The organism is Streptomyces sp. NPDC041796 (genome assembly GCF_055590785.1).
In genome coordinates this window covers 458,337-478,640 of the sequence record NZ_JBVJAH010000001.1, presented here as the reverse complement: position 1 = coordinate 478,640, position 20,304 = coordinate 458,337, and the positions used below count along the sequence as shown (strand labels likewise).

Here is a 20,304-nt window from a genome sequence, read left to right as displayed (position 1 = left end):
ACACGCGGCTCACACCGCCGTTGAAGGGATCGGAACTGTGCAACGTCCTGCTGTGACGGCCGGGTTGGCCGCTGCCGCCCTGTTTCTCGTGGCCGGGTGCTCGTCGGACGGGGGCGCGCGCCCCGCGGACGACAGGAGCGCCGGGTCCCCGCCCGCCGCCTCCGCCACGCCGTCGGGGTCGCCCTCCCGGCCCTCACCGTCCGCGCCACCAGCGAAGGGCACGGTGAAGGTCGTGTCCACGCTCACCGAGGGGCTGAAGTCGCCCTGGGGCCTGGCCGCCCTGCCGGACGGCGACCTGCTGGTCTCCTCGCGCGACGAGGGGACCATCACCCGTGTCGACGGGGAGAGCGGCGCCAAGACCGTGATCGGCTCGGTGCCGGGGGTGGCTCCGGCGGGCGAGGGCGGCCTGCTGGGTCTGGCGATCTCACCGGCGTACGCCTCGGACCACTTGGTGTACGCGTACTTCACCACCGAGTCGGACAACCGCATCGCCCGCATGCTGTACGACGAGAAGAAGCCGCCCGGCCAGCAGCTGGGGGCGCCCGACACGGTGCTGCGGGGCATTCCCAAGGGCACCGTCCACAACGGCGGGCGGATCGCGTTCGGCCCGGACAAGATGCTGTACGCGGGCACCGGCGAGACGGGTGAGACCGGCCTGGCGCAGGACAAGGACTCGCTGGGCGGGAAGATCCTCCGGATGACCCCGGACGGGCAGCCCGTGCACGGCAACCCCTCCGCCGACTCGGTCGTCTACTCGTACGGGCACCGCAATGTGCAGGGGCTGGCCTGGGACGCGGAGAAGCGCCTGTGGGCCGCCGAGTTCGGGCAGAACACCTGGGACGAGCTGAACCTCGTCCGGCCCGGCAAGAACTACGGCTGGCCGGAGGTGGAGGGCAGGGGCGGCGAGCCGGGCTTCGTCGACCCGGTCGCCCAGTGGAAGACCGCCGACGCCTCGCCGAGCGGTATCGCCGTCGCGGAGGGCTCGGTCTGGATGGCGGGGCTGCGGGGCGAGCGGCTGTGGCGCATTCCGCTGGCCGGTGCGGAACCCTCGGCGGCCCCCCAGCCGTTCCTCGAAGAGCGGTACGGCCGGCTGCGCACGGTCCTGGCGGCGGGCGGTGGCGAGCTCTGGCTGGTGACCAGCGAGACGGACGGCCGGGGCACACCGGAAGCGGGCGACGACAGGATCCTCCGGGTGGAGGTGACGTGAGGGGCGGCAGCCAGTGTTCAACCTGATGCAGGAGCTCTTCGCGCCGGGACGCAAGCACACCGACGACGAGCGTCAGCGCCTGGAGCTCACCCGGGAGGACCTGGGCGACAACGACCCGGCCCGCGGCCCGATAGACCTCGCCTCCGGCACGGTCACCATCCGTACGCCCCGCGCCCCGGACGCCTGACCCTCCCGGGTGGGGGCCCTGCCCACCGGCCCGTGAGGGCCACGGGATCCGCCCCGCCCGGGCCCGCGAGGGCGACGGGACCTGCCGGGCGCGCGGGGGCAGGGGACACGGCCCGGCGCCCACGAGGGCCGCAGGACCGACCGGGCCAGTGAGGGCCGCGGGGCCCGCCGGGCCCGTGAGGGCGATGGGACGTGCCGGGCCCGTGAGGGCCATGGGATCCGCCCTGGGCCCGCGAGGGCCGCGGGCCTGCCGGGCGCGTGGGGGTAGGGGACACGGCCCGGCGCCCACGAGGGCGACGGGGCCCGCCCGGGCCCGCGAGGGCCACGGGGCCCGCCGGGCCCGTGGGGGCCGTGGCGGCCACCGGACCTGCCCGGCTCGCGAGGGCCGCAGGACCGACTGGACCCGTGAGGGCCGCGGGGCCCACCCGGCGCCCGCGAGGGCGACCGGACCGCCGGACCCGCGAGGGCCACGGGACCCGCCGAGCCTCGGCCCGGCGCCTGTGCCGGGCGCCGGGCCGTGTCACGGGCTCGGGGCCGTGTCCCGGGGGCCGCCGGTCGGGCCGGAGAGCGGAGGGGCGGCGGGCGTCAGGCCGGGACTTGAGGGAGGAGGCGGAGGCGGTGGGCCAGGGCGGCGGCTTCGCCCCGCCCGGAGACGCCGAGCTTGGCGAGGATGTTGGAGACGTGCACGCTCGCCGTCTTCGGGGAGATGAACAGCTCCTCCGCTATCTGCCGGTTGGTGCGGCCGGCCGCGACCAGGCGGAGGACGTCCTGTTCCCGGGGGGTGAGGCCGAAGCCCTCGCCGTCCGGTTCCGGGGCCGAAGCGGCGGGCGGGGCGACGAGGGGCAGCCGGGCGCGGGCGGCGAGCAGCTCCAGGTCCTCGCGCAGGGGGCGGGCACCCAGGTGCGCGGCGACGGCATGGGCCGCGCGGACCAGTTCGGCGGCACGGTCGCGGTGGCCGCCCCGCACGAGCAGCGCGTCCGCCCAGCGGTGCCGGGCGCGGGCCAGCTCGTAGGGGCGCTCCAGCGGGCCGAGGGCGACCACGACCTCCGCCCAGCGGTCGGCGTCGTCGCGGCCCTCGGCGCGGGCCAGCTCGGCGGCGACGAACAGCGCGTGCGCCTGCCACACGGGGACGTGGGTGGCGAGCCGCTTCGTATGGGAACGGATCAGCTCCAGGGCCTCGGCACGGCCCTCCTCCGCCGCCGGCAGCCCGCGCGCCTCCGCCTCGGCCGTGGCGGCGACGAGCAGCAGCGGCCACGCGTACCGCTGGCTGCCGGTCGGGAAGCCGTCACGCGCCGCTTCGGCCAGGCCGGTCCGTACGTCGGCGATGCGGCCCTGCGCGGCGGCGACGCCCATATCGACCTGGGCGAGCGGGAGGAGGTACTGCATCATCGGGTCGTGCGTGCCGTAGGTGTCGCGGGCGAGCGTCAAGTGTTCGGCCGCGACGGACAGTTCACCGCGCAGCCAGGCGAGCTGGGCGCGCCTGAGGTGCGCTCCGGCGCGTGGCTTGGCGCTGTAGGCGATGCGCTGGAGCCGGCGCGCACCCTGGCTCGCCTCGTCCCAGTGCCCCAGCGATATCTGTGACTCGACGAGGTTGTTCAGCACCCAGCCCTTGTTGTCGCGCAGGCCGGTCTCGCGGGAGAACACCAGCCCCTCCTGGGCGATCCGGACGGCGTCCCGGGAGCGGCCGACGGCCTCCAGACAGGAGGGGATGTTGACGTAGGCGCGCCCGGCCTCGGTGCGCACGCACAGTTCGCGGGCGCGGTCGAGGACCGCGTACATCTCCGCGAGACCGGCCTCGATGTCGCCCGCGTCGACCATCAGTCCGCCGAGGGTGAGGCGGGCGTTGAGCTCGACCGGCTCGGCCTTGACCAGGCGGGCGTACTCGACGGCCCGCTCGGCCGCGGCCAGGCTCTCCGGGCCCGGCGCGTGCAGCATGCCCCAGCCGGCGGCCACGGCGAGGACCTTGGCGTGGACGGCCGACGGCGGCAGGCCGCGCACCAGCTCCTGCGCGGTGGCCAGCTCGGCCCAGCCGTCGCCCCGGCCGAGGTTCGACATGAGCCGGGACCGCTCGGTCCAGAACCAGGCGGCGCGCTGGGGGTCCTTGCCGGCGGAGGCGACGGCGGGGTCACTGTCCTCGTCGAGGAGGCGCAGCGCACGCTTGACGATCTTCAGCGCCCGCTCGCGCTCGCCGCACAGCCGCGCGGCGACGGCGGCCTCGGCCAGCAGGTCGAGGTAGCGCAGGGGCGTCGTGTCGGGGCAGCCGCACGCCGGGTACGCCTCGGCGTAGTCGATGGGCCTGAGGGAGGCGCGGACGTCCGCGGGCACGTCGTCCCACAGCTCCATGGCGCGCTCCAGCAGCCGCAGTTGCTCGGCGTGGGCGTGCCGCTTGCGGGCCTCGACGGCGGCGCGGAGAACGACGGGCAGCGCCTTGGCGGCGTCGTGCGCGTGGTACCAGTAGCTGGCGAGCCGGGTGGTGCGCTCATCGGCCCGTACGAGACCGGGGTCGGCCTCCAGTGCTTCGGCGTACCGCCGGTTGAGGCGGGAGCGCTCACCGGGCAGCAGGTCGTCGCTGACCGCCTCGCGCACCAGGGAGTGGCGGAAGCGGTAGCCCTCGCCGTCGGGCACGGCGAGCATGATGTTGGCGTTGACGGCGGCGCGCAGTGCCTCGATGAGGTCGTCCTCGGGCAGCCGGGCGACGGCGGCGAGCAGGCCGTACTCCACGGTGGAGCCGCCCTCGGCGACGATCCTGGCGACCTTCTGGGCGTCCTCGGAGAGCCGCTCCACACGTACCAGCAGCAGGTCGCGGAGGGACTCGCTGAGGCCGCCGGGTTCGCTGCCGCCCTCCTGGCAGACGACGAGCTCCTCGACGAAGAAGGCGTTGCCGTCGGAGCGGCGGAAGACGTCGTCGACGAGGGCGGCCGCGGGCTCGGCGGCCAGGATGCCGGTGAGCTGGCGGTGGACCTCCGTGCGGTTGAACCGGGGCAGTTCGATGCGGCGCACGGTGCGGAGGCGGTCCAGCTCGGCGAGCAGCGGCCGGAGCGGGTGCCGGCGGTGGATGTCGTCGGCGCGGTAGGTGGCGACGACGACGAGCCGGCCGCGGTGCAGGGTGCGGAAGAGGTAGGCGAGGAGGTGGCGGGTGGAGGTGTCGGCCCAGTGCAGGTCCTCCAGGGCGAGCACGACCGTGCGGTCGGTGGCGATGCGCTCCAGGAGGCGGACGGTGAGCTCGAAGAGCCGGGCGGTGCTGTCCTCGTTGTACGGCTCGGGGCCGGCCGCGTCGCCCAGCTCGGGCAGGAGCCGGGCCAGTTCGCCCTCCTGGCCCTTCGCGGCGGCGGCGAGCTCGTCCGGCAGCGTGCGGCGCAGGGCGCGCAGCGCGGTGGAGAACGGCGCGAAGGGCAGGCCGTCCGCGCCGATCTCGACGCAGCCGCCGACCGCGACGACGGCGCCCTGGGCGCACGCCTCCCCGAGGAACTCCTCCAGCAGGCGGGTCTTGCCGACGCCCGCCTCACCGCCGATGAGCAACGCCTGCGGCTCTCCCGCGGTGGCGCGGGAGAGCGCTTCGGTGAGTGCGGTCAATTCACCGGCTCTGCCGACGAATACGGGGCTGACGGACCTGTTCTCCACGTCGCCGAGCATCGCACAGCCCTGTGACGACGTGGCACTGGATATCGGTGCGACGGCCATGGCTCGGGTGCCACCCGTCCGTCAGGCGGCGGTGGCGAAGCGGTCGTGGTCGGTATTCACCTGCCCTTCGGCGGCGTGGTGGCCGGACCGGCGGGCGAGGGCGCGGCGGGCCTTGTGGGCGGCCCGGGCGAGGTTGACCAGTCGCTGGGCGTCGGCCTCGCGGAGGAGTTCGGCGTGACGGGCCTGGGCGTGGAGTTCGTACGGGAACATCGTCTTCTCCCTGGTGGGTCGGGGCACTTCGTGATGCCTCAACTCTCGTTGCCCAGGGGGTTCCGTCACATCGGGAGACTGCCGCATCTTGGGCGGTGCGGGGTCCTTAGGCGGGTGTGAGGGGGCCTCAGGAGCCGGTGCTCGGCAGGGGCAGGAACAGGTCGGCGTACATACCCGCCGACAGCAGCAGCCCCAGTCCGCCGAGTACGGCTCCGGCGAGGGCGACCGCCCGGATCCACAGGGGGTGTCGCGTGCGGGTGAGCACGAGGAGGCCGGTGATCAGCGCGATGACGGCGAACAGGCCGTTGACGAGGGCGGTGGTGTGCCAGGCGTCCCCGTAGATCTCGGAGATCTGCTGGGCGGGTGACCCGGACTGGGAGGTGGTGATCTGCCCGATGAGCGTCTCGCGCTCGGAGGCGACGCGGGCCGGCCAGGTGCCGGTGAGGGAGGCGATGCCGAGTGCCGTGGCGACGACGGCCGCCGCCGCGGCGGCGAGCCCGGTGGCCTTCTCCGGCCCGGTGGGCCGTTCGGCGGGGTCCTGAGAGCCGTGCCCCTCCTGCCCGGACTCGGCGGCGTGCTCGTCGTCGTGCTCGGGCCGGTGGTCCTGCGGGCCGGCGGCCGTGGAGGGGGCGGTCCCGGGCTCCGGCGCGGGCTCGGTGGCGGGAGCGGTTCCGGACTCCGGCACCGTGGTGTCGGCGCCGGTGTCGGTCTTCGTCGTCGTGGGGTTCATGCGTGGCACGCTAGGTGCCGTTTCTGAGAGGGCCCTTAACGTGCGTCGTGACGTGCCGCGCGCCACTCCGGTGCCAGGACGGACCAGACCTCCATGTCGTGCCGTACGCCCCGGTAGGGGTAGCTCTCGCGGAGGACGCCCTCCTTGGTCATGCCGAGCCTCTTGGCGACGTTGATGCTCGCGGTGTTCGCCGAGGAGACCTGCCATTCGACGCGGTGCATACCGCGCTCGTTCACCGCCCAGTCGATCAGGACGCGGACCGCGCGGGTGACCAGGCCGCGGCCGGACGCCGACGGCTCCAGCCAGCAGCCCGCCTCGCAGGTTCCGGCGGCGGTGTCCATGACCCGGAGGAGGACCCCGCCGACCAGGGTGCCGTCGAGCCAGATGCCGAGGATGCGGCCCCGGTCGGCGGCCGCCTTGTCGGCGTACGCCTGGAGGAAGGACCGCGCCGACGGCAGGTCCGTGCACACGGTCGGAAGGGCGACGTACTGCCCGATGTACTCCCTGCCCCGGTCCATGTGGGCCAGGTACTCCTCGGCCTGCCACGGCTCCAGCGGCCGCAGCTCGGCTCCGTCGTCACCCAGGGATATCGCGAACACCGTCGTGGTCCTCCGTGGCTCAAGGCACGAGCTGTCCGTCGTCGCTCGCGCGCTGCCACGGGATCTTCGCATGATCGGAATCGCGGCACTCGGGGTTTTCGATGCTGATGCGCGGCAGGACGCGGTCGAGCCAGCCGGGCAGCCACCAGTTGGCGCCGCCGAGCATGTGCATCAGTGCCGGGACCAGGAGCGTACGGAGGACGAACGCGTCGAGGGCCACGGCGGCCGCCAGTCCGATACCGAACATCGCGATGACGCGGTCCCCGGAGAGGACGAACGCGAGGAAGACGGCGATCATGATGACCGCTGCGGAGTTGATCACCCGGCTCGTCTCGGCGAGGCCGACCCGTACGGCCCGCCGGTTGTCGCCGGTCTCCAGCCACTCCTCGTACATCCGGCTGACCAGGAACACCTGGTAGTCCATGGAGAGCCCGAAGAGCACGGACACCATGATCACGGGCAGGAAGGGTTCGATGGGTCCCGCGCGGCCGAGGCCGAGCAGTTCGCTGCCCATCCCCCACTGGAAGATCGCGACGACGACGCCGAAGGCGGAGGCGACCGCGGCCACGTTCATCAGGGCCGCCTTCAGCGGGATGCCGATGGAGCGGAAGGCGAGCAGGAGCAGCAGACAGCCCAGGGCGATGACGACGCCCACGAAGAGCGGCAGCTTGCCGATGATGACCTGGGCGAAGTCGTCGTAGCCGGCGGTGACGCCGCCGACGTACACCTCGAGGGAGGTGCCGTGCTCGGCGGTCGGCAGGACGTCGTCGCGCAGCCGGTCGACGAGGTCGCTGGTCTGCTGCGACTGCGGTGCCGAGTCCGGCACGACGGTGAGGACGGCCGTGTTGCCGCTGCCGCTGTACGTGACCGGGCCGACCGCTTCGACGCCGTCGGTGGCGCGCAGGGCGTCGGGGAGCGTGGTGAGGGCGAGCCGGTCGTCGGCGCCGTCGAGCTCGGCGACGAGGGTGAGGGGGCCGTTGACGCCGGGGCCGAAGCCTTCGGCGAGCAGGTCGTAGGCCTTGCGGGTGGTCGAGGTGGCGGGGTTGTTGCCCTGGTCGGAGGTGCCGAGGTGGAGGCCGAAGGTGGGCAGCGCGAGGACCAGCATGACCACCGCGGCGACGGCACCCAGCAGTTTGGGGTGGCGCTCGACGAACGCGGACCAGCGCGCGGCGAAGCCGGTCGGCAGCTCGGGCTCCGGGCCGTGCTCGGCGAGCCGGGCGCGTTCGCGGCGCGACAGGGCGCGCATGCCGATGAACGACAGCAGCGCGGGCAGCAGCGTCACGGAGGCGGCGACGGTGAGGACGACGGTGAGGGAGGCCGCTATGGCGACGCCGTTGAGGAAGCCGAGCCTGAGGATCAGCATGCCCAGCAGGGCGATGCAGACGGTGGCGCCGGCGAAGACGACGGCCCGGCCGGTGGTGGCGACGGCGTTCTGGGCGGCTTGCGCGACCGGAAGTCCGCGTTTGAGGCCCTTGCGGTGCCGGGTGACGATGAACAGCGCGTAATCGATGCCGACGCCGAGGCCGATGAGCATGCCCAGCATGGGCGCGAAGTCGGCGACGGTCATGACGTGACCCAGCAGGCCGATGCCCGCGTAGGCGGTGCCGACGCTCACCAGTGCGGTGGCGATGGGCAGGATGCTGGCGGCGAGGGAGCCGAAGGCGAGGAAGAGGACCACGGCGGCGACGGCGACGCCGACGATCTCGGCGGTGTGGGAGGCCGGTGCCTCGGTGACCGCGACGGCGCTGCCGCCGAGTTCCACCTGCACGCCGTCGCTCGCGGCCGCGCGGGCGGTGTCGACGACGGCCTGGATCTGCGCGGGCGGGATCTCGTCGGCGTGCCGGTCGAAGGAGACCGTGGCGTAGGCGGTGCGTCCGTCCTCGCTGACCCGGCCGGGCTCATAGGTGGGCTCCGACGGGCCGGTGTCATGGGCCTCGTTCGGGGCCGTTTCAAGGGCGGGGCTCTTGGCGCCGCCCTGGGCCGGAGCCTGGGCAGGCGTCTGGCCGGGGGCCTGGGCCGGGTCGTACGGGCTGGTGACGGAGGCGACACCCGGCAGCTCGGCGACGTCGTCGAGCATCGCCGTCATACGGTCCTCGACGGCGGCCGCGCGGACGCTTCCCTTGGTGGCGTGCCAGACGATGGTGTCGCTGTCGCCGCCCTGGCCGCGGAAGCCCTCTTCGAGGAGCGCCGTGGCGCGGCCGGACTCGGTGCCGGGCACGTCGTAGTCGTTGGAGTACGCGGAACCGGCGATGCCGGAGGCCACCGTGACGCCGGCCAGGGCTCCGAGCCAGAGCAGGACGGCTGCGAGGCGATGCGTGACGCACCATCGGGCGAGGGCTGCCAACGGGTGTACTCCCTGAGTGGTTCGTGCTCTCTACCGGGGATTGCCCGCAAAGAACGCATGACCTACGTACCGCCACTCTGGCAGCCTAAAGAGATCGATTGTCCGTTTCGTGGCGATACTCACAGCCCCATCGTCACGACCCGCCGAAGCCCGGGCCAACGCTTCTGGGCTTCGGCGGACCCTCCCCTCCCTCCCCCCGCTCAGCCGGAGACGCTCGCCCGCCCGTTCTCGATATGGCCCATCAGCCGGCGCCGGAACCCGTCGGGGCCCGTGATCTCGATGTCGTACCAGCCGTGCGCGTCGGCGGCCGAGTGCACGACCGTACGACTGCGGCCGGCCTTGACCGTGACCTGCCGGGTCCAGTCACCGAGGTCGGCCTCGTCGACGTAGCCGAGCGGGCGGACGGTGAAGGTGACCGGCCGGCCTCCGGTGGCGGCCAGTGTCAGGTGCACATCGCGCTCGTGCGGATCGATGTACGAGGTGACCTCGGCGCCGCCCGCCGCCTTGCCGGTGAACTCGCGGCGGAAGCCGTTGGGGCCGGTGATCGTGAAGCGGTACGCGTCACCGGTAAGGGGCACCCTCCATTGGGCCGTGCCCCTTACATCCCGGTGCTGCGGGACGGTGAACTCACCGGCGTACGGATACAGCGCGAAGTGCGCGCTCGCCTTTCCGTCGTTGCTGAGCGTGACGGTCAGGCCGCCGTTCTTCAGGCGTCCGTGCGCGTCCGGCTGGTACGGAAGGGGCCGGGCGGGCCGGGTACCGGGCTCCTGGACGGGCATGTGCTGCACCAGCGGCGGCTGCGGGCGCCAGCGGCCGGTGAACGGCGGGATGGCGCCGGGCCGCTCCACCTCCGGCTGCGGACGGCCGCGCCGGAAGTCGAACGCGGACGTCAGGTCACCGGTGACCGTCCGCCGCCACGGCGTGATGTTGGGCTCCTGGACGCCGGTCCACTTCTCCAGGAAACGGATCACCGAGGTGTGGTCGAAGACCTCGGAGCACACGTAGCCGCCGACGGTCCACGGCGAGACGACGAGCAGCGGCACCCGGATGCCGAGCCCGGTGGGCAGCCCCTTCCACCGCTCGTCGGTGTCGCCGGCGGGCGGGACGGGCGGCGGGACGTGGTCGAAGAAGCCGTCGTTCTCGTCGTAGTTGATCAGTACGACGGTGTGCCGCCAGACGTCCGGGTGGGAGCCGAGGGCGTCCAGCACCTTGTAGACGAGGGTGGCGGAGGCGATCGGCGACGAAGAGCCGGGGTGCTCGGAGTCGATCGCGGAGGGCACGAGGTAGGAGACCTCCGGCAGTGTGCCGGCGGCGACGTCGGCCCGGAACGCGTCCGCCAGGGTTCCCGTCTCCACCCGCCGCAGCCCCCGCTCGAAGAGCGACCGCTCCGGGGCCGTGAGCGTGGCGACCCCTTCCTCCAGCGCGGCGAGCAGCCGGGAGCGCTCGGCGGCGTCGCCGGTGTCGCGCACGGCCGCGTAGAAGGACTCCATGTAGGTGTGGCCGCCGGTCCTGGCCAGGGCCTTGCGGGCGATCTCCTTGAAGCGGGTGAAGAACTCGATGTTGTTGTCGGTGAAGTTCTCCCACTCCGTGTACGTCTTCCACGTCCGGCCCGCCTTCTCCAGGCGCTCGGCGTAGGTCGGCCACGGATAGCCGGGGTGGGTGCCCTCCGCGTACGCGGCGTTGGTCACGGCGCGGCTGCCATCGGCCTCGTACCCCGTCCACCCGCTCCACAGGTGGTTCCGGTTGGGGCTGGTGGAGGTGTGGATCGACGAGTGGTACGCGTCGCAGATGGTGAACGTGTCCGCGAGCTCGTAGTGCAGCGGGATGTCCCGGCGGTCGTAGTACGCCATCGTCGCGGCCGTCTTCGCGGAGACCCAGCCGTCCATCCACCCGTCGCGCCACGCCTTGGCCCCGCCGCCCCAGGAGTGGTCGAGGTCGCCGATGTACTGGAGGTCCTTGTGCTGCGTCTCGGCGGCGTCGCGGACGGGGAAGGGCAGCACGGTGCGGCCGAGGGGCCCGGGCTGCTCGAAGACCGGCTTGCCCGAGGGCAGTTCGACGGCGTTGCGGTCACCGAACCCGCGGACGCCGCGCAAGGTGCCGAAGTAATGGTCGAAGGAACGATTCTCCTGCATCAGGATCACCACATGCCTGACGGCGCCCAGCCCGCCGGAGGGCGGAGCGGCGGCCATCGCCGCCCGTAGCGAGGGCGGCAGCAGCGACCCGGCCGCGGCGGCGCCCAGGGCGCCTCCACCCAGCGCGAGCATCCTTCGGCGCGACACGTCCCGCGATTCCCGCTGCCGCGAATTGTCCGGTGACAAGCTCGACCTCCCGTCGACGGCCCAATGGTTCACCTGCGATCCATTGAGTGGTACGGGCCGGACGGTAGTGAGAGCGGGTGTCGGCGGAAAGACCTCATGACGACGCCGTGGTGAATGTCCAAGGGGCGAGGCGAAGAGTCCAAGCGTTCTGCCCGCCTTCGCTCCACTTCGCCCTGGAACGCGGCCCCGGTGCCATGGCTACTACACGCCAGATGCGCATGAGCGGCGAAGTCGGGGGCAGAAGCACCAACGCTCCCCCCACGGGACGGTACCCGGTCCCCGCCACTCCCCTCCCCCCGGTGGCGGGGGCCATCGGTCCATGACTCGGCCCCCGCACCCAGGACTTCCTGCGTGCGGGGGCCGAGCCGTGCGGACCGGGCCGATGTCAGCCTTCGACGCCGAGCTTCTCCAGGATCAGTTCCCGCACACGGGCCGCGTCGGCCTGGCCACGGGTGGCCTTCATGACCGCACCGACCAGGGCGCCGGCCGCGGCCACCTTGCCGCCGCGGATCTTGTCCGCGATGGCGGCGTTGGCGGCGATCGCCTCGTCCACGGCCGCGCCCAGCGCGCCCTCGTCCGAGACGACCTTCAGGCCCCGCTTCTCGACGACGGTGTCCGGGTCGCCCTCGCCGTTCAGCACGCCCTCGATGACCTGGCGGGCCAGCTTGTCGTTGAGGTCGCCGGACGCGACGAGCTCGGTCACCCGGGCGACCTGCGCCGGAGTGATGGGCAGCGCGTCGAGCGACGTACCCGACTCGTTGGCGTTACGGGCCAGTTCGCCCATCCACCACTTACGGGCCTGGTCGGCCGGGGCGCCCGCCTCGGTGGTGGCGACGATCAGGTCGACCGCGCCCGCGTTGAGGATGGACTGCATGTCGTGCTCGGAGACGCCCCACTCCTCGCGCAGCCGGTTGCGGCGCACCCGCGGCAGCTCGGGCAGCTCCTGGCGGAGCTGCTCCACCCACTCACGGGACGGGGCGACGGGGACGAGGTCGGGCTCCGGGAAGTACCGGTAGTCCTCGGCCTCCTCCTTGACCCGGCCGGACGTCGTGGAGCCGTCCTCCTCGTGGAAGTGGCGGGTCTCCTGGATGACCGTACCGCCCGCGTTCAGCACGCCCGCGTGGCGGCTGATCTCGAACCGTACGGCCCGCTCGACCGACCGGAGCGAGTTGACGTTCTTCGTCTCCGAGCGCGTACCGAACTTCTCGGTGCCGTGCGGGCGCAGCGACAGGTTCACGTCGCAGCGCATCTGGCCCATCTCCATGCGGGCCTCGGAGACGCCGAGCGCCTTGATGAGCTCGCGCAGCTCGGCGACGTACGCCTTGGCGACCTCGGGGGCACGCTCACCGGCGCCGGTGATCGGCTTGGTGACGATCTCGATCAGCGGGATGCCGGCGCGGTTGTAGTCCAGCAGCGAGTGCGAGGCGCCGTGGATACGGCCTGTCGCACCGCCCACGTGGGTGGACTTGCCGGTGTCCTCCTCCATGTGGGCGCGCTCGATCTCCACGCGGAAGACCTCGCCGTCCTCGAGCTGGACGTCCAGATAGCCGTTGAAGGCGATCGGCTCGTCGTACTGCGAGGTCTGGAAGTTCTTCGGCATGTCCGGATAGAAGTAGTTCTTCCGGGCGAAGCGGCACCATTCGGCGATCTCGCAGTTGAGAGCGAGGCCGATCTTGATGGCCGACTCGACGCCGACCGCGTTGACGACCGGGAGCGAGCCGGGCATGCCGAGGCAGGTGGGGCAGGTCTGCGAGTTGGGCTCGGCGCCCAGTTCGGTCGAGCAGCCGCAGAACATCTTGGTCCTGGTGCCGAGTTCGACGTGCACCTCGAGCCCCATGACGGGGTCGTAGGCGGCGAGGGCGTCCTCGTACGACACCAGCTCAGTGATGACGGTCACGGTGAAACTTTCCCTCTCAGCCGAACAGGACGTCGTCGTCACCGACGCGCTTCAGTTCGCGCACCAGGATGGCGAGGCCGGTCGCGATCGCGGCGGCGGACACGACGGCGTCCAGCAGCAGAAGCGTGTCGCTCTCGCCACGCGCCTTCCGGACCTGCTTGATCACGCTGAGCGCGCCGAAGGCGGTGGTGCCGATGGACAGATACGTTCCGGCCCGGGACTTCTTGAAGCCCTTGGCCTTGGTCAGTGCGCTCACAGCGACGGAGCCTCCTCAAGCAGCGGGTGGCCCCAGCGTGCCACGAAGGCGGCCTCGACGGCCGCGCCCACCTTGTAGAGGCGGTCGTCCTTCATGGCGGGGGCGATGATCTGCAGACCGACCGGCAGGCCGTCCTCCGGAGCCAGGCCGCAGGGCAGCGACATGGCGGCGTTGCCGGCCAGGTTGGTCGGGATGGTGCACAGGTCGGCGAGGTACATCGCCATCGGGTCGTCGGCGCGCTCGCCGATCGGGAAGGCGGTGGTCGGGGTCGTCGGCGAGACGATCACGTCGACCTGCTCGAACGCCTTCTCGAAGTCCCGGGTGATGAGCGTCCGGACCTTCTGCGCGCTGCCGTAGTACGCGTCGTAGTAGCCGGAGCTGAGCGCGTACGTACCGAGCATGATGCGGCGCTTGACCTCGTCGCCGAAGCCGGCCTCACGGGTGAGCGCGGTGACGTCCTCGGCGGACTTCGTGCCGTCGTCACCGGTGCGCAGGCCGTAGCGCAGGCCGTCGAACCGGGCGAGGTTCGAGGAGCACTCCGACGGGGCGATCAGGTAGTACGCCGACAGCGCCAGGTCGAAGGACGGGCAGTCCAGCTCGACGATCTCGGCGCCCAGCTCCTTCAGGAGCTCGACGGACTCGTTGAACCGCTGGACCACACCGGCCTGGTAGCCCTCGCCGCGGAACTGCTTGACGACGCCGACCCGCATCCCCTGCACCGAGCCGTTGCGAGCGGCCTCGACGACCGGCGGAACGGGCGCGTCGATGGACGTCGAGTCCATCGGGTCGTGGCCCGCGACGACCTCGTGCAGCAGTGCCGCGTCCAGCACGGTCCGCGCGCAGGGCCCGCCCTGGTCCAGGCTGCTGGAGAACGCCACCATGCCGTAGCGGGAGACACCGCCGTACGTCGGCTTGACGCCGACCGTGCCGGTGACGGCCGCGGGCTGGCGGATGGAGCCGCCGGTGTCGGTGCCGATGGCGAGCGGCGCCTCGTACGACGCGAGCGCCGCGCTGGAGCCACCTCCCGAGCCGCCCGGGATCCGGGTGAGGTCCCAGGGGTTGCCGGTCGGCCCGTAGGCGCTGTTCTCCGTCGAGGACCCCATGGCGAACTCGTCCATGTTGGTCTTGCCGAGGATGACGACGTCGGCGCCGCGCAGCTTCTTCACCAGCGTCGCGTCGTACGGCGGGAGCCAGCCCTCCAGGATCTTCGAACCGACCGTCGTCGGCATGTCCCGGGTGGTGAAGATGTCCTTGAGCGCGAGCGGTACGCCGGCGAGCGGACCGAGCTTCTCGCCCTTGGCCCGCTTCTCGTCCACGGCACGCGCCTGGGCGAGGGCGCCCTCGCGGTCGACGTGCAGGAAGGCGTGCACCTTCTCGTCGACGGCCTCGATCCGGGCCAGGTGGGCCTCGGTGACCTCGACCGCGGTGAGCTCGCCGGAGGCGATCTTCTCGGCGATCTCGGCGGCGGTGAGCTTGATGATGTCCGTCATGTCAGTCCTCCCCCAGGATCTGCGGCACCTTGAAACGCTGCTGCTCCTGCGCGGGCGCGCCGGAGAGCGCCTGCTCGGGGGTGAGCGAGGGACGGACCTCGTCCGCGCGCATGACGTTGGTCAGCGGCAGCGGGTGAGAGGTCGGGGGTACGTCTTGGTCGGCGACCTCGGAGACGCGGGCGACCGCGCCGATGATGTCGTCGAGCTGTCCGGCGAAGTGGTCGAGCTCTTCGTCCTTCAGCTCAAGACGTGCCAGCCGGGCGAGGTGGGCGACCTCCTCGCGCGTGATGCCAGGCATGCAGCGATCCTCAGGGGTGAGTGTGATGGTTTTGGCCCAATCCTATGGGGCGGGGCGCGCTACCCGTTAAACGGTTTGCCACGGAGCCCTCCCGGGCCGCCCCCACCGACCCCCGGACAGCACCCGCCCGGAAGGGGACCGCGCCCACCACCCACCGACCCGCGGACACCACCCGCCCGGGTGGGGCCGTGCAGGGTCGCCCCCGCAGAGGTTGGCGGCCTCGGGGCGGCTCCCGTGCCGGCACCCAGGGCCGCCGGCCTCGAGGAGGTGAGCCCGGAGGGGCCCCGCCCCCACCTACCGGGGTGGCCGCCGCCCACCGGCCCGCACCCGGGCGCGAACAGGCACCGCCCCGGGGGTCGCCGGAGGGACACCGTCCCGGCCCGTTGTGCCCACCCGTCCCGCCCCAGCGGGACGAATGCCCACAACGGGGGGCGAGCCACCCGGGGCGCACCGGGCAGAGGCCCGACCCGGGCGCAATGCCCACAACGGGGAGCGCGCCACCCGGGGCGCACCGGACAAGGGCCCCGGCCCCGGGCGGAGTGCCCGGGCCGGCGGGGGTTACTGCACCACCTGGTCGGCGTTCTGCGGCGCCGGGGGGAGTTCGCGCGGCGGGCGGTGCCAGCCGGACTCGCCGCGTGCGCGGAGCCAGGCCGTCGTCTCGGCCGGCGGCATCGCGGCGGCCACCAGCCACCCCTGGACCGCGTCGCAGCCCAGGTCCCGCAGCCGCTCCCAGGTCTCGTCGTCCTCGACGCCCTCGGCGACCACGAGGAGGCCGAGCGAGTGGGCCAGGTCGACGGTGCAGCGGACGATCTCGGCGTCCTCGTTGTCGACGGCCAGGCGGGCCACGAAGGAGCGGTCGATCTTCAGTTCGCTCACGGGCAGGCGCCGCAGGTGGACCAGGGAGGAGTACCCCGTGCCGAAGTCGTCGAGGGACATCTTCACGCCGTGACCGGTGAGCCCCGCCAGGGTGTCGGCGGCGCGCTGCGGGTCCTCCAGCAGGACGTGCTCCGTTATCTCCAACTGGAGCGCGCCCGCCGGGACCCCGTGGCGGGCCAACCGCGCGGCGACGGCGCCCGCGAAGCCGGGGGTGTGGACGTCGCGGGGCGAGACGTTCACGGCGACGGGGACGTTCAGGCCCTGGGCGCGCCACTTGGCGACCTGGCCGAGTGCCGTCTCCAGGACGTACTCGGTGAGGTGCGGCATCAGCCCGGAGGACTCGGCGATGGCGATGAACTCGTCGGGCGGGACCTTCCCGCGCTCCGGGTGCACCCAGCGCACCAGCGCCTCCAGTCCGGCCACGTGTCCGTCGAAGCGGACCTTGGGCTGGTAGTGCAGCTCGACGTCGCCGGCGTCCAGGGCGCGGCGCAGGTCGCCGAGGAGTCCGAGCCGGTCGGGGGTGTTGGAGTCGCGCTTCGACTCGTACACCTCGACGCCCGTGCGGTCCCGCTTGGCCTGGTACATGGCGACGTCGGCGCGCTGGAGCAGGCCTTCGGCGTCCAGCGCGTGGTCGGGGAAGACGGCGACCCCCGCGCTGGCCTCCAGGACGAGCGTGAGGCCGTCGAGGTCGAGCGGCGAGGACAGCTCGGCGGCGAGCTGCCGGGCCACTCGCTGGGCGCTGGTGGTGGAGTCGGCGACGGGCAGGAGGACGGCGAACTCGTCGCCGCCGAGCCGGGCGACCTCCGCACCGCGCGGCAGCGCGAGCCGCAGCCGGTCGGCGATCTGGAGCAGCAGCCGGTCGCCCGCCAGGTGACCGAGCGTGTCGTTGACCGACCGGAAGCGATCGAGGTCGATCAGCACCAGGGCCGCCCTGACGCCTTCGCCCTCCGCCTCCTCCAGAGCGGACCAGGTCCGCTCCAGCAGCCACTGCCGGTTGGGCAGGCCGGTCAGCGGGTCGCGCAATTGTTCCTCCGCCCGCGCGCGGGCGATCCAGAGCGTGGAGTCCAGGGCGATCAGCGGTACGGCGAACAGCGGCAGCACCACCGGCAGGGAGACGGCGACGACGCAGATCAGCGGCGCGATGCCGAGCAGTGCGACCGCCACGAGCCCCTGTCGCAGCAGCGCCGTACGGGCCGCCGTGGGCAGCCCGCCGCTCTGCGGGGCCAACGTGTACCACAACAGCAGCCGGGTCACCACCAGATACGCGGCAGCCGCCAGCGCCACCTCCGGTACGGCCTCGATACCCCATTCGAGGGGACGCCACGGCTGTTCGACCGTCGGTACGTCCCCGAACGCGGCGAGCACCAGGGCCGCCGCGCCGATGCCGAGGATGTCCGCCGCGCCGTGCAGCAGCCCCTGCCGCCAGCGGTGCCGCCGCGCCGCGCCGACCAGGACGACGACGGCGAGGCTGACCAGCCCGGCCGGCACCCACCCGTACAGGAGCAGGACGGCGAGGGTGAGCGCGGCACCGGAGCCCGTGCCGCCCCACCAGCGGTCGCGGCCGAGGGCCACCAGGTGGCCGACGATGATGCCGGTGAGCACGGCGAGCGACCAGCCCGCCGTGGAACCGGGGAAGAGGGCGTGGCCGCCGCTCACCGCGCCGTACAGCCCGGCGGTGAGGACGAAGGCGGCGACGGCCAGGACGATGTTCGGGAGCCTGGAGGCGATGCCCGCGCAGGCCGCGTACGCACGCGGCCGTGGGACCGGGGCGGCACTCTCGGTCGGTTTCATTCCGTCCCTCTCACAGCCGGCGGTGCCGTTGCCACGCGATGGCCCGTTGTCATGTCGGCACGGCCGGAATCATCCCCCGGCCGGGCACGACAGGCGCCCTCTCAACAGTAGGCCGCAGAAGGCTTCGACGGGCAGCGCTCTACTGGTCTTGCCCGAATGCGACCCGGCCACCCTTATCCATCTGGTATGCGCTGAACGGGTGACTCTTTTCGGGCGTTCCCCGGCCTACTGTTCGAGCGGTACCGCCGCCTCGCGCGCCGCGTCGGCACCCTGTTCGAGCAGGACACGGAAGCCGTCCTCATCGAGAACCGGAACCTTCAACTGCATCGCCTTGTCGTATTTCGAACCAGGGTTGTCACCAACAACCACGAAGGCGGTCTTCTTCGAAACGGAACCGGTCACTTTCGCTCCCTGGCTCTGGAGGGCCTCTTTTGCGCCATCCCTGGTGTGGTTCTGCAGGGTGCCGGTGACGACGACGGTCAACCCCTCCAGGGGGCGCGGTCCTTGGTCCTCGCCCGAGCTCTCCTCCTCCATCCGCACCCCGGCCGCACGCCACTTGCGCAGGATCTCCCGGTGCCAGTCCACCTCGAACCACTGCTTCAGCGAGGCGGCGATGGTCGGCCCCACTCCCTCGACGGCCGCCAGCTCCTCCTCGCTCGCCTGCTCGATGCGGTCGATGGAGCGGAACTCGCGTGCGAGCGCCTCCGCCGCCACCGGCCCGACATGACGGATCGACAGCCCGGTGATGATCCGGGCCAGTGGCCGCTGCTTGGCCTCCGCGATGTTCTCCAGCATGGCCAGGGCGTTCTTCCTCGGCTCGCCCTGCTGGTTGGCGAAGACCGTGACGATCTTCTCCTCGCCCGTCTTCGGATCGCGCTTGGGCAGGCCGCTGTCCTGGTCCAGGACATAGGCCTTGATGGGCAGCAACTGCTCGATGGTCAGGTCGAACAGGTCGCCCTCGTCCACCAGCGGCGGCTCGGCCGGCTCCAGGGGCGCGGTCAGCGCCGCCGCCGCCACATAGCCGAAGTTCTCGATGTCGAGGGCCTTGCGGCTGCCCAGGTAGAAGAGGCGCTCACGCAGCTGCGCCGGGCACGTACGGCCGTTCGGACAGCGCAGGTCGACGTCGCCCTCCTTCATCGGCCGCAGCGCCGTCCCGCACTCGGGGCACTCGGCGGGCATGACGAACTCCCGCTCCGTGCCGTCCCGCAGGTCCGCGACCGGCCCGAGGATCTCCGGGATGACGTCACCGGCCTTGCGGAGCACCACCGTGTCGCCGATGAGGACGCCCTTGGCCTTCACCACGTCCTGGTTGTGCAGGGTGGCGAACTCGACCTCCGAGCCCGCGACCGTGACCGGCTCCACCTGCGCGTACGGCGTCACCCGGCCCGTCCGGCCGACACCCACCCGGATGTTGACCAGTTTGGTGTTGACCTCCTCCGGCGCGTACTTCCACGCGATCGCCCAGCGGGGCGCCCGCGAGGTGGAGCCGAGCCGGCCCTGGAGCGGGATCTCGTCGAGCTTGACGACCACGCCGTCGATCTCGTGCTCCACCGAGTGGCGGTTCTCGCCGAAGTACGCGATGAACTCCCGTACGCCGGCGATGTCGTCGACCACCTTGTTGTGCCGGGCCGTCGGCAGACCCCACTCGCGCAGCAGTTCGTACGCTTCCGACAGACGGCTGATCTCCAGGCCGTCACGCGCGCCGATACCGTGCACCACCATGTGCAGCGGGCGGGTGGCGGTGACCTTCGGGTCCTTCTGGCGCAGCGAACCCGCCGCCGCGTTGCGCGGGTTGGCGAAGGGCTTGTCACCGGCCTCCACCAGGCGGGCGTTGAGCTCCTCGAACTTCTCCATCGGGAAGTAGACCTCGCCACGGATCTCGACGAGGTCCGGGATCCGGTCGCCCTTCAGCCGGTCGGGAACGTCGGAGATGGTGCGGATGTTCGGCGTGATGTCCTCGCCCGTGCGGCCGTCGCCACGTGTGGCCGCGCGCGTGAGGCGCCCCTTCTCGTACGTCAGGTTGACGGCGAGGCCGTCGACCTTGAGCTCGCACAGGAAGTGGTACTCCGAGGTGCCGACCTCCTTGGCGACGCGGTCCGCCCAGCCGGCCAGCTCCTCGTCGTCGAAGGCGTTGTCCAGCGACAGCATCCGCTCGCGGTGCTGGACGGCCGTGAACTCCGTCGCGTACGACCCGGCGACCTTCTGGGTCGGCGAATCGGGCGTACGGAGCTCCGGATACTCCTCCTCCAGGGCCTCCAGCGAGCGCAGCAGCCGGTCGAAATCGGCGTCGCTGATGACCGGCTGGTCCTTCACGTAGTACCGGAAGCGGTGCTCCTCGACCTGCTCGGCCAGCTGCGCGTGCTTGTCCCGTGCCTCCGCCGGCACGACGTCCTGCTGTTCGACAGCCACCGTCATTCCTCC

At 72.4% G+C, this 20,304-nt stretch carries 14 protein-coding genes; 2 read left to right on the top strand and 12 right to left on the bottom strand.

The genetic code is table 11. The features are described from left to right. Nucleotides 1–37 precede the first annotated feature (37 nt). Together ACZ6C1_RS02165 and ACZ6C1_RS02160 are read left to right on the top strand one after the other, a co-directional pair. Nucleotides 38–1,207, top strand: a complete 1,170-nt coding sequence (locus tag ACZ6C1_RS02165; protein ID WP_469236822.1) for a PQQ-dependent sugar dehydrogenase — start codon at nt 38–40, stop codon at nt 1,205–1,207. Between the two features lie 13 nt (nt 1,208–1,220). After that, entirely contained in the window at nt 1,221–1,394 is a 174-nt protein-coding gene (locus tag ACZ6C1_RS02160) for a DUF6191 domain-containing protein (RefSeq protein ID WP_469236821.1), read from the top strand. A 584-nt stretch (nt 1,395–1,978) separates the two neighbouring features. Here ACZ6C1_RS02160 and ACZ6C1_RS02155 read toward each other — a convergent pair. The 12 genes from ACZ6C1_RS02155 to ligA all read right to left on the bottom strand — a co-directional run bounded on the left by ACZ6C1_RS02155 (nt 1,979) and on the right by ligA (nt 20,292). After that, the gene (locus ACZ6C1_RS02155) at nt 1,979–5,074 is read right to left on the bottom strand and encodes a helix-turn-helix transcriptional regulator (RefSeq protein ID WP_469236820.1); all 3,096 of its coding nucleotides are present in this window, start codon (nt 5,072–5,074) and stop codon (nt 1,979–1,981) included. A 21-nt stretch (nt 5,075–5,095) separates the two neighbouring features. Next, complete coding sequence (locus tag ACZ6C1_RS02150; protein ID WP_469236818.1) at nt 5,096–5,284, bottom strand: hypothetical protein; 189 nt, start codon at nt 5,282–5,284, stop codon at nt 5,096–5,098. 127 nt (nt 5,285–5,411) lie between these two features. After that, a complete protein-coding gene (locus ACZ6C1_RS02145; protein WP_469236817.1) occupies nt 5,412–6,014 on the bottom strand; it encodes a hypothetical protein in 603 nt (200 codons plus the stop codon). 35 nt (nt 6,015–6,049) lie between these two features. Next, nucleotides 6,050–6,613 (bottom strand): GNAT family N-acetyltransferase, encoded by a 564-nt coding sequence (locus tag ACZ6C1_RS02140; RefSeq protein WP_469236816.1) that lies wholly within the window; start codon nt 6,611–6,613, stop codon nt 6,050–6,052. A 19-nt stretch (nt 6,614–6,632) separates the two neighbouring features. After that, nucleotides 6,633–8,957: an MMPL family transporter gene (locus ACZ6C1_RS02135; RefSeq protein ID WP_469236813.1), complete on the bottom strand. Its 2,325-nt coding sequence runs from the start codon at nt 8,955–8,957 to the stop codon at nt 6,633–6,635. A 200-nt stretch (nt 8,958–9,157) separates the two neighbouring features. Further along, nucleotides 9,158–11,221, bottom strand: coding sequence for a phosphocholine-specific phospholipase C (locus ACZ6C1_RS02130; protein ID WP_469237162.1), 2,064 nt, complete (start codon nt 11,219–11,221; stop codon nt 9,158–9,160). A gap of 439 nt (nt 11,222–11,660) precedes the next feature. Next, nucleotides 11,661–13,172, bottom strand: coding sequence for an Asp-tRNA(Asn)/Glu-tRNA(Gln) amidotransferase subunit GatB (gene gatB, locus ACZ6C1_RS02125; RefSeq protein ID WP_469236812.1), 1,512 nt, complete (start codon nt 13,170–13,172; stop codon nt 11,661–11,663). Nucleotides 13,173–13,188: 16 nt separating this feature from the next. Next, entirely contained in the window at nt 13,189–13,428 is a 240-nt protein-coding gene (locus ACZ6C1_RS02120; RefSeq protein WP_469236810.1) for a hypothetical protein, read from the bottom strand. Further along, on the bottom strand, nt 13,425–14,918 hold the full coding sequence (gene gatA / locus ACZ6C1_RS02115; protein ID WP_469236809.1) for an Asp-tRNA(Asn)/Glu-tRNA(Gln) amidotransferase subunit GatA: 1,494 nt from the start codon (nt 14,916–14,918) through the stop codon (nt 13,425–13,427). Before gatA ends, ACZ6C1_RS02120 begins: the two co-directional genes overlap by 4 nt. 1 nt (nt 14,919) lies before the next feature. Then, nucleotides 14,920–15,216, bottom strand: a complete 297-nt coding sequence (gene gatC, locus ACZ6C1_RS02110) for an Asp-tRNA(Asn)/Glu-tRNA(Gln) amidotransferase subunit GatC (RefSeq protein WP_016642027.1) — start codon at nt 15,214–15,216, stop codon at nt 14,920–14,922. A 558-nt stretch (nt 15,217–15,774) separates the two neighbouring features. Next, on the bottom strand, nt 15,775–17,883 hold the full coding sequence (locus ACZ6C1_RS02105) for a putative bifunctional diguanylate cyclase/phosphodiesterase (protein WP_469236807.1): 2,109 nt from the start codon (nt 17,881–17,883) through the stop codon (nt 15,775–15,777). Nucleotides 17,884–18,108: 225 nt separating this feature from the next. After that, complete coding sequence (ligA, locus tag ACZ6C1_RS02100; RefSeq protein ID WP_469236805.1) at nt 18,109–20,292, bottom strand: NAD-dependent DNA ligase LigA; 2,184 nt, start codon at nt 20,290–20,292, stop codon at nt 18,109–18,111. Nucleotides 20,293–20,304 lie beyond the last annotated feature (12 nt).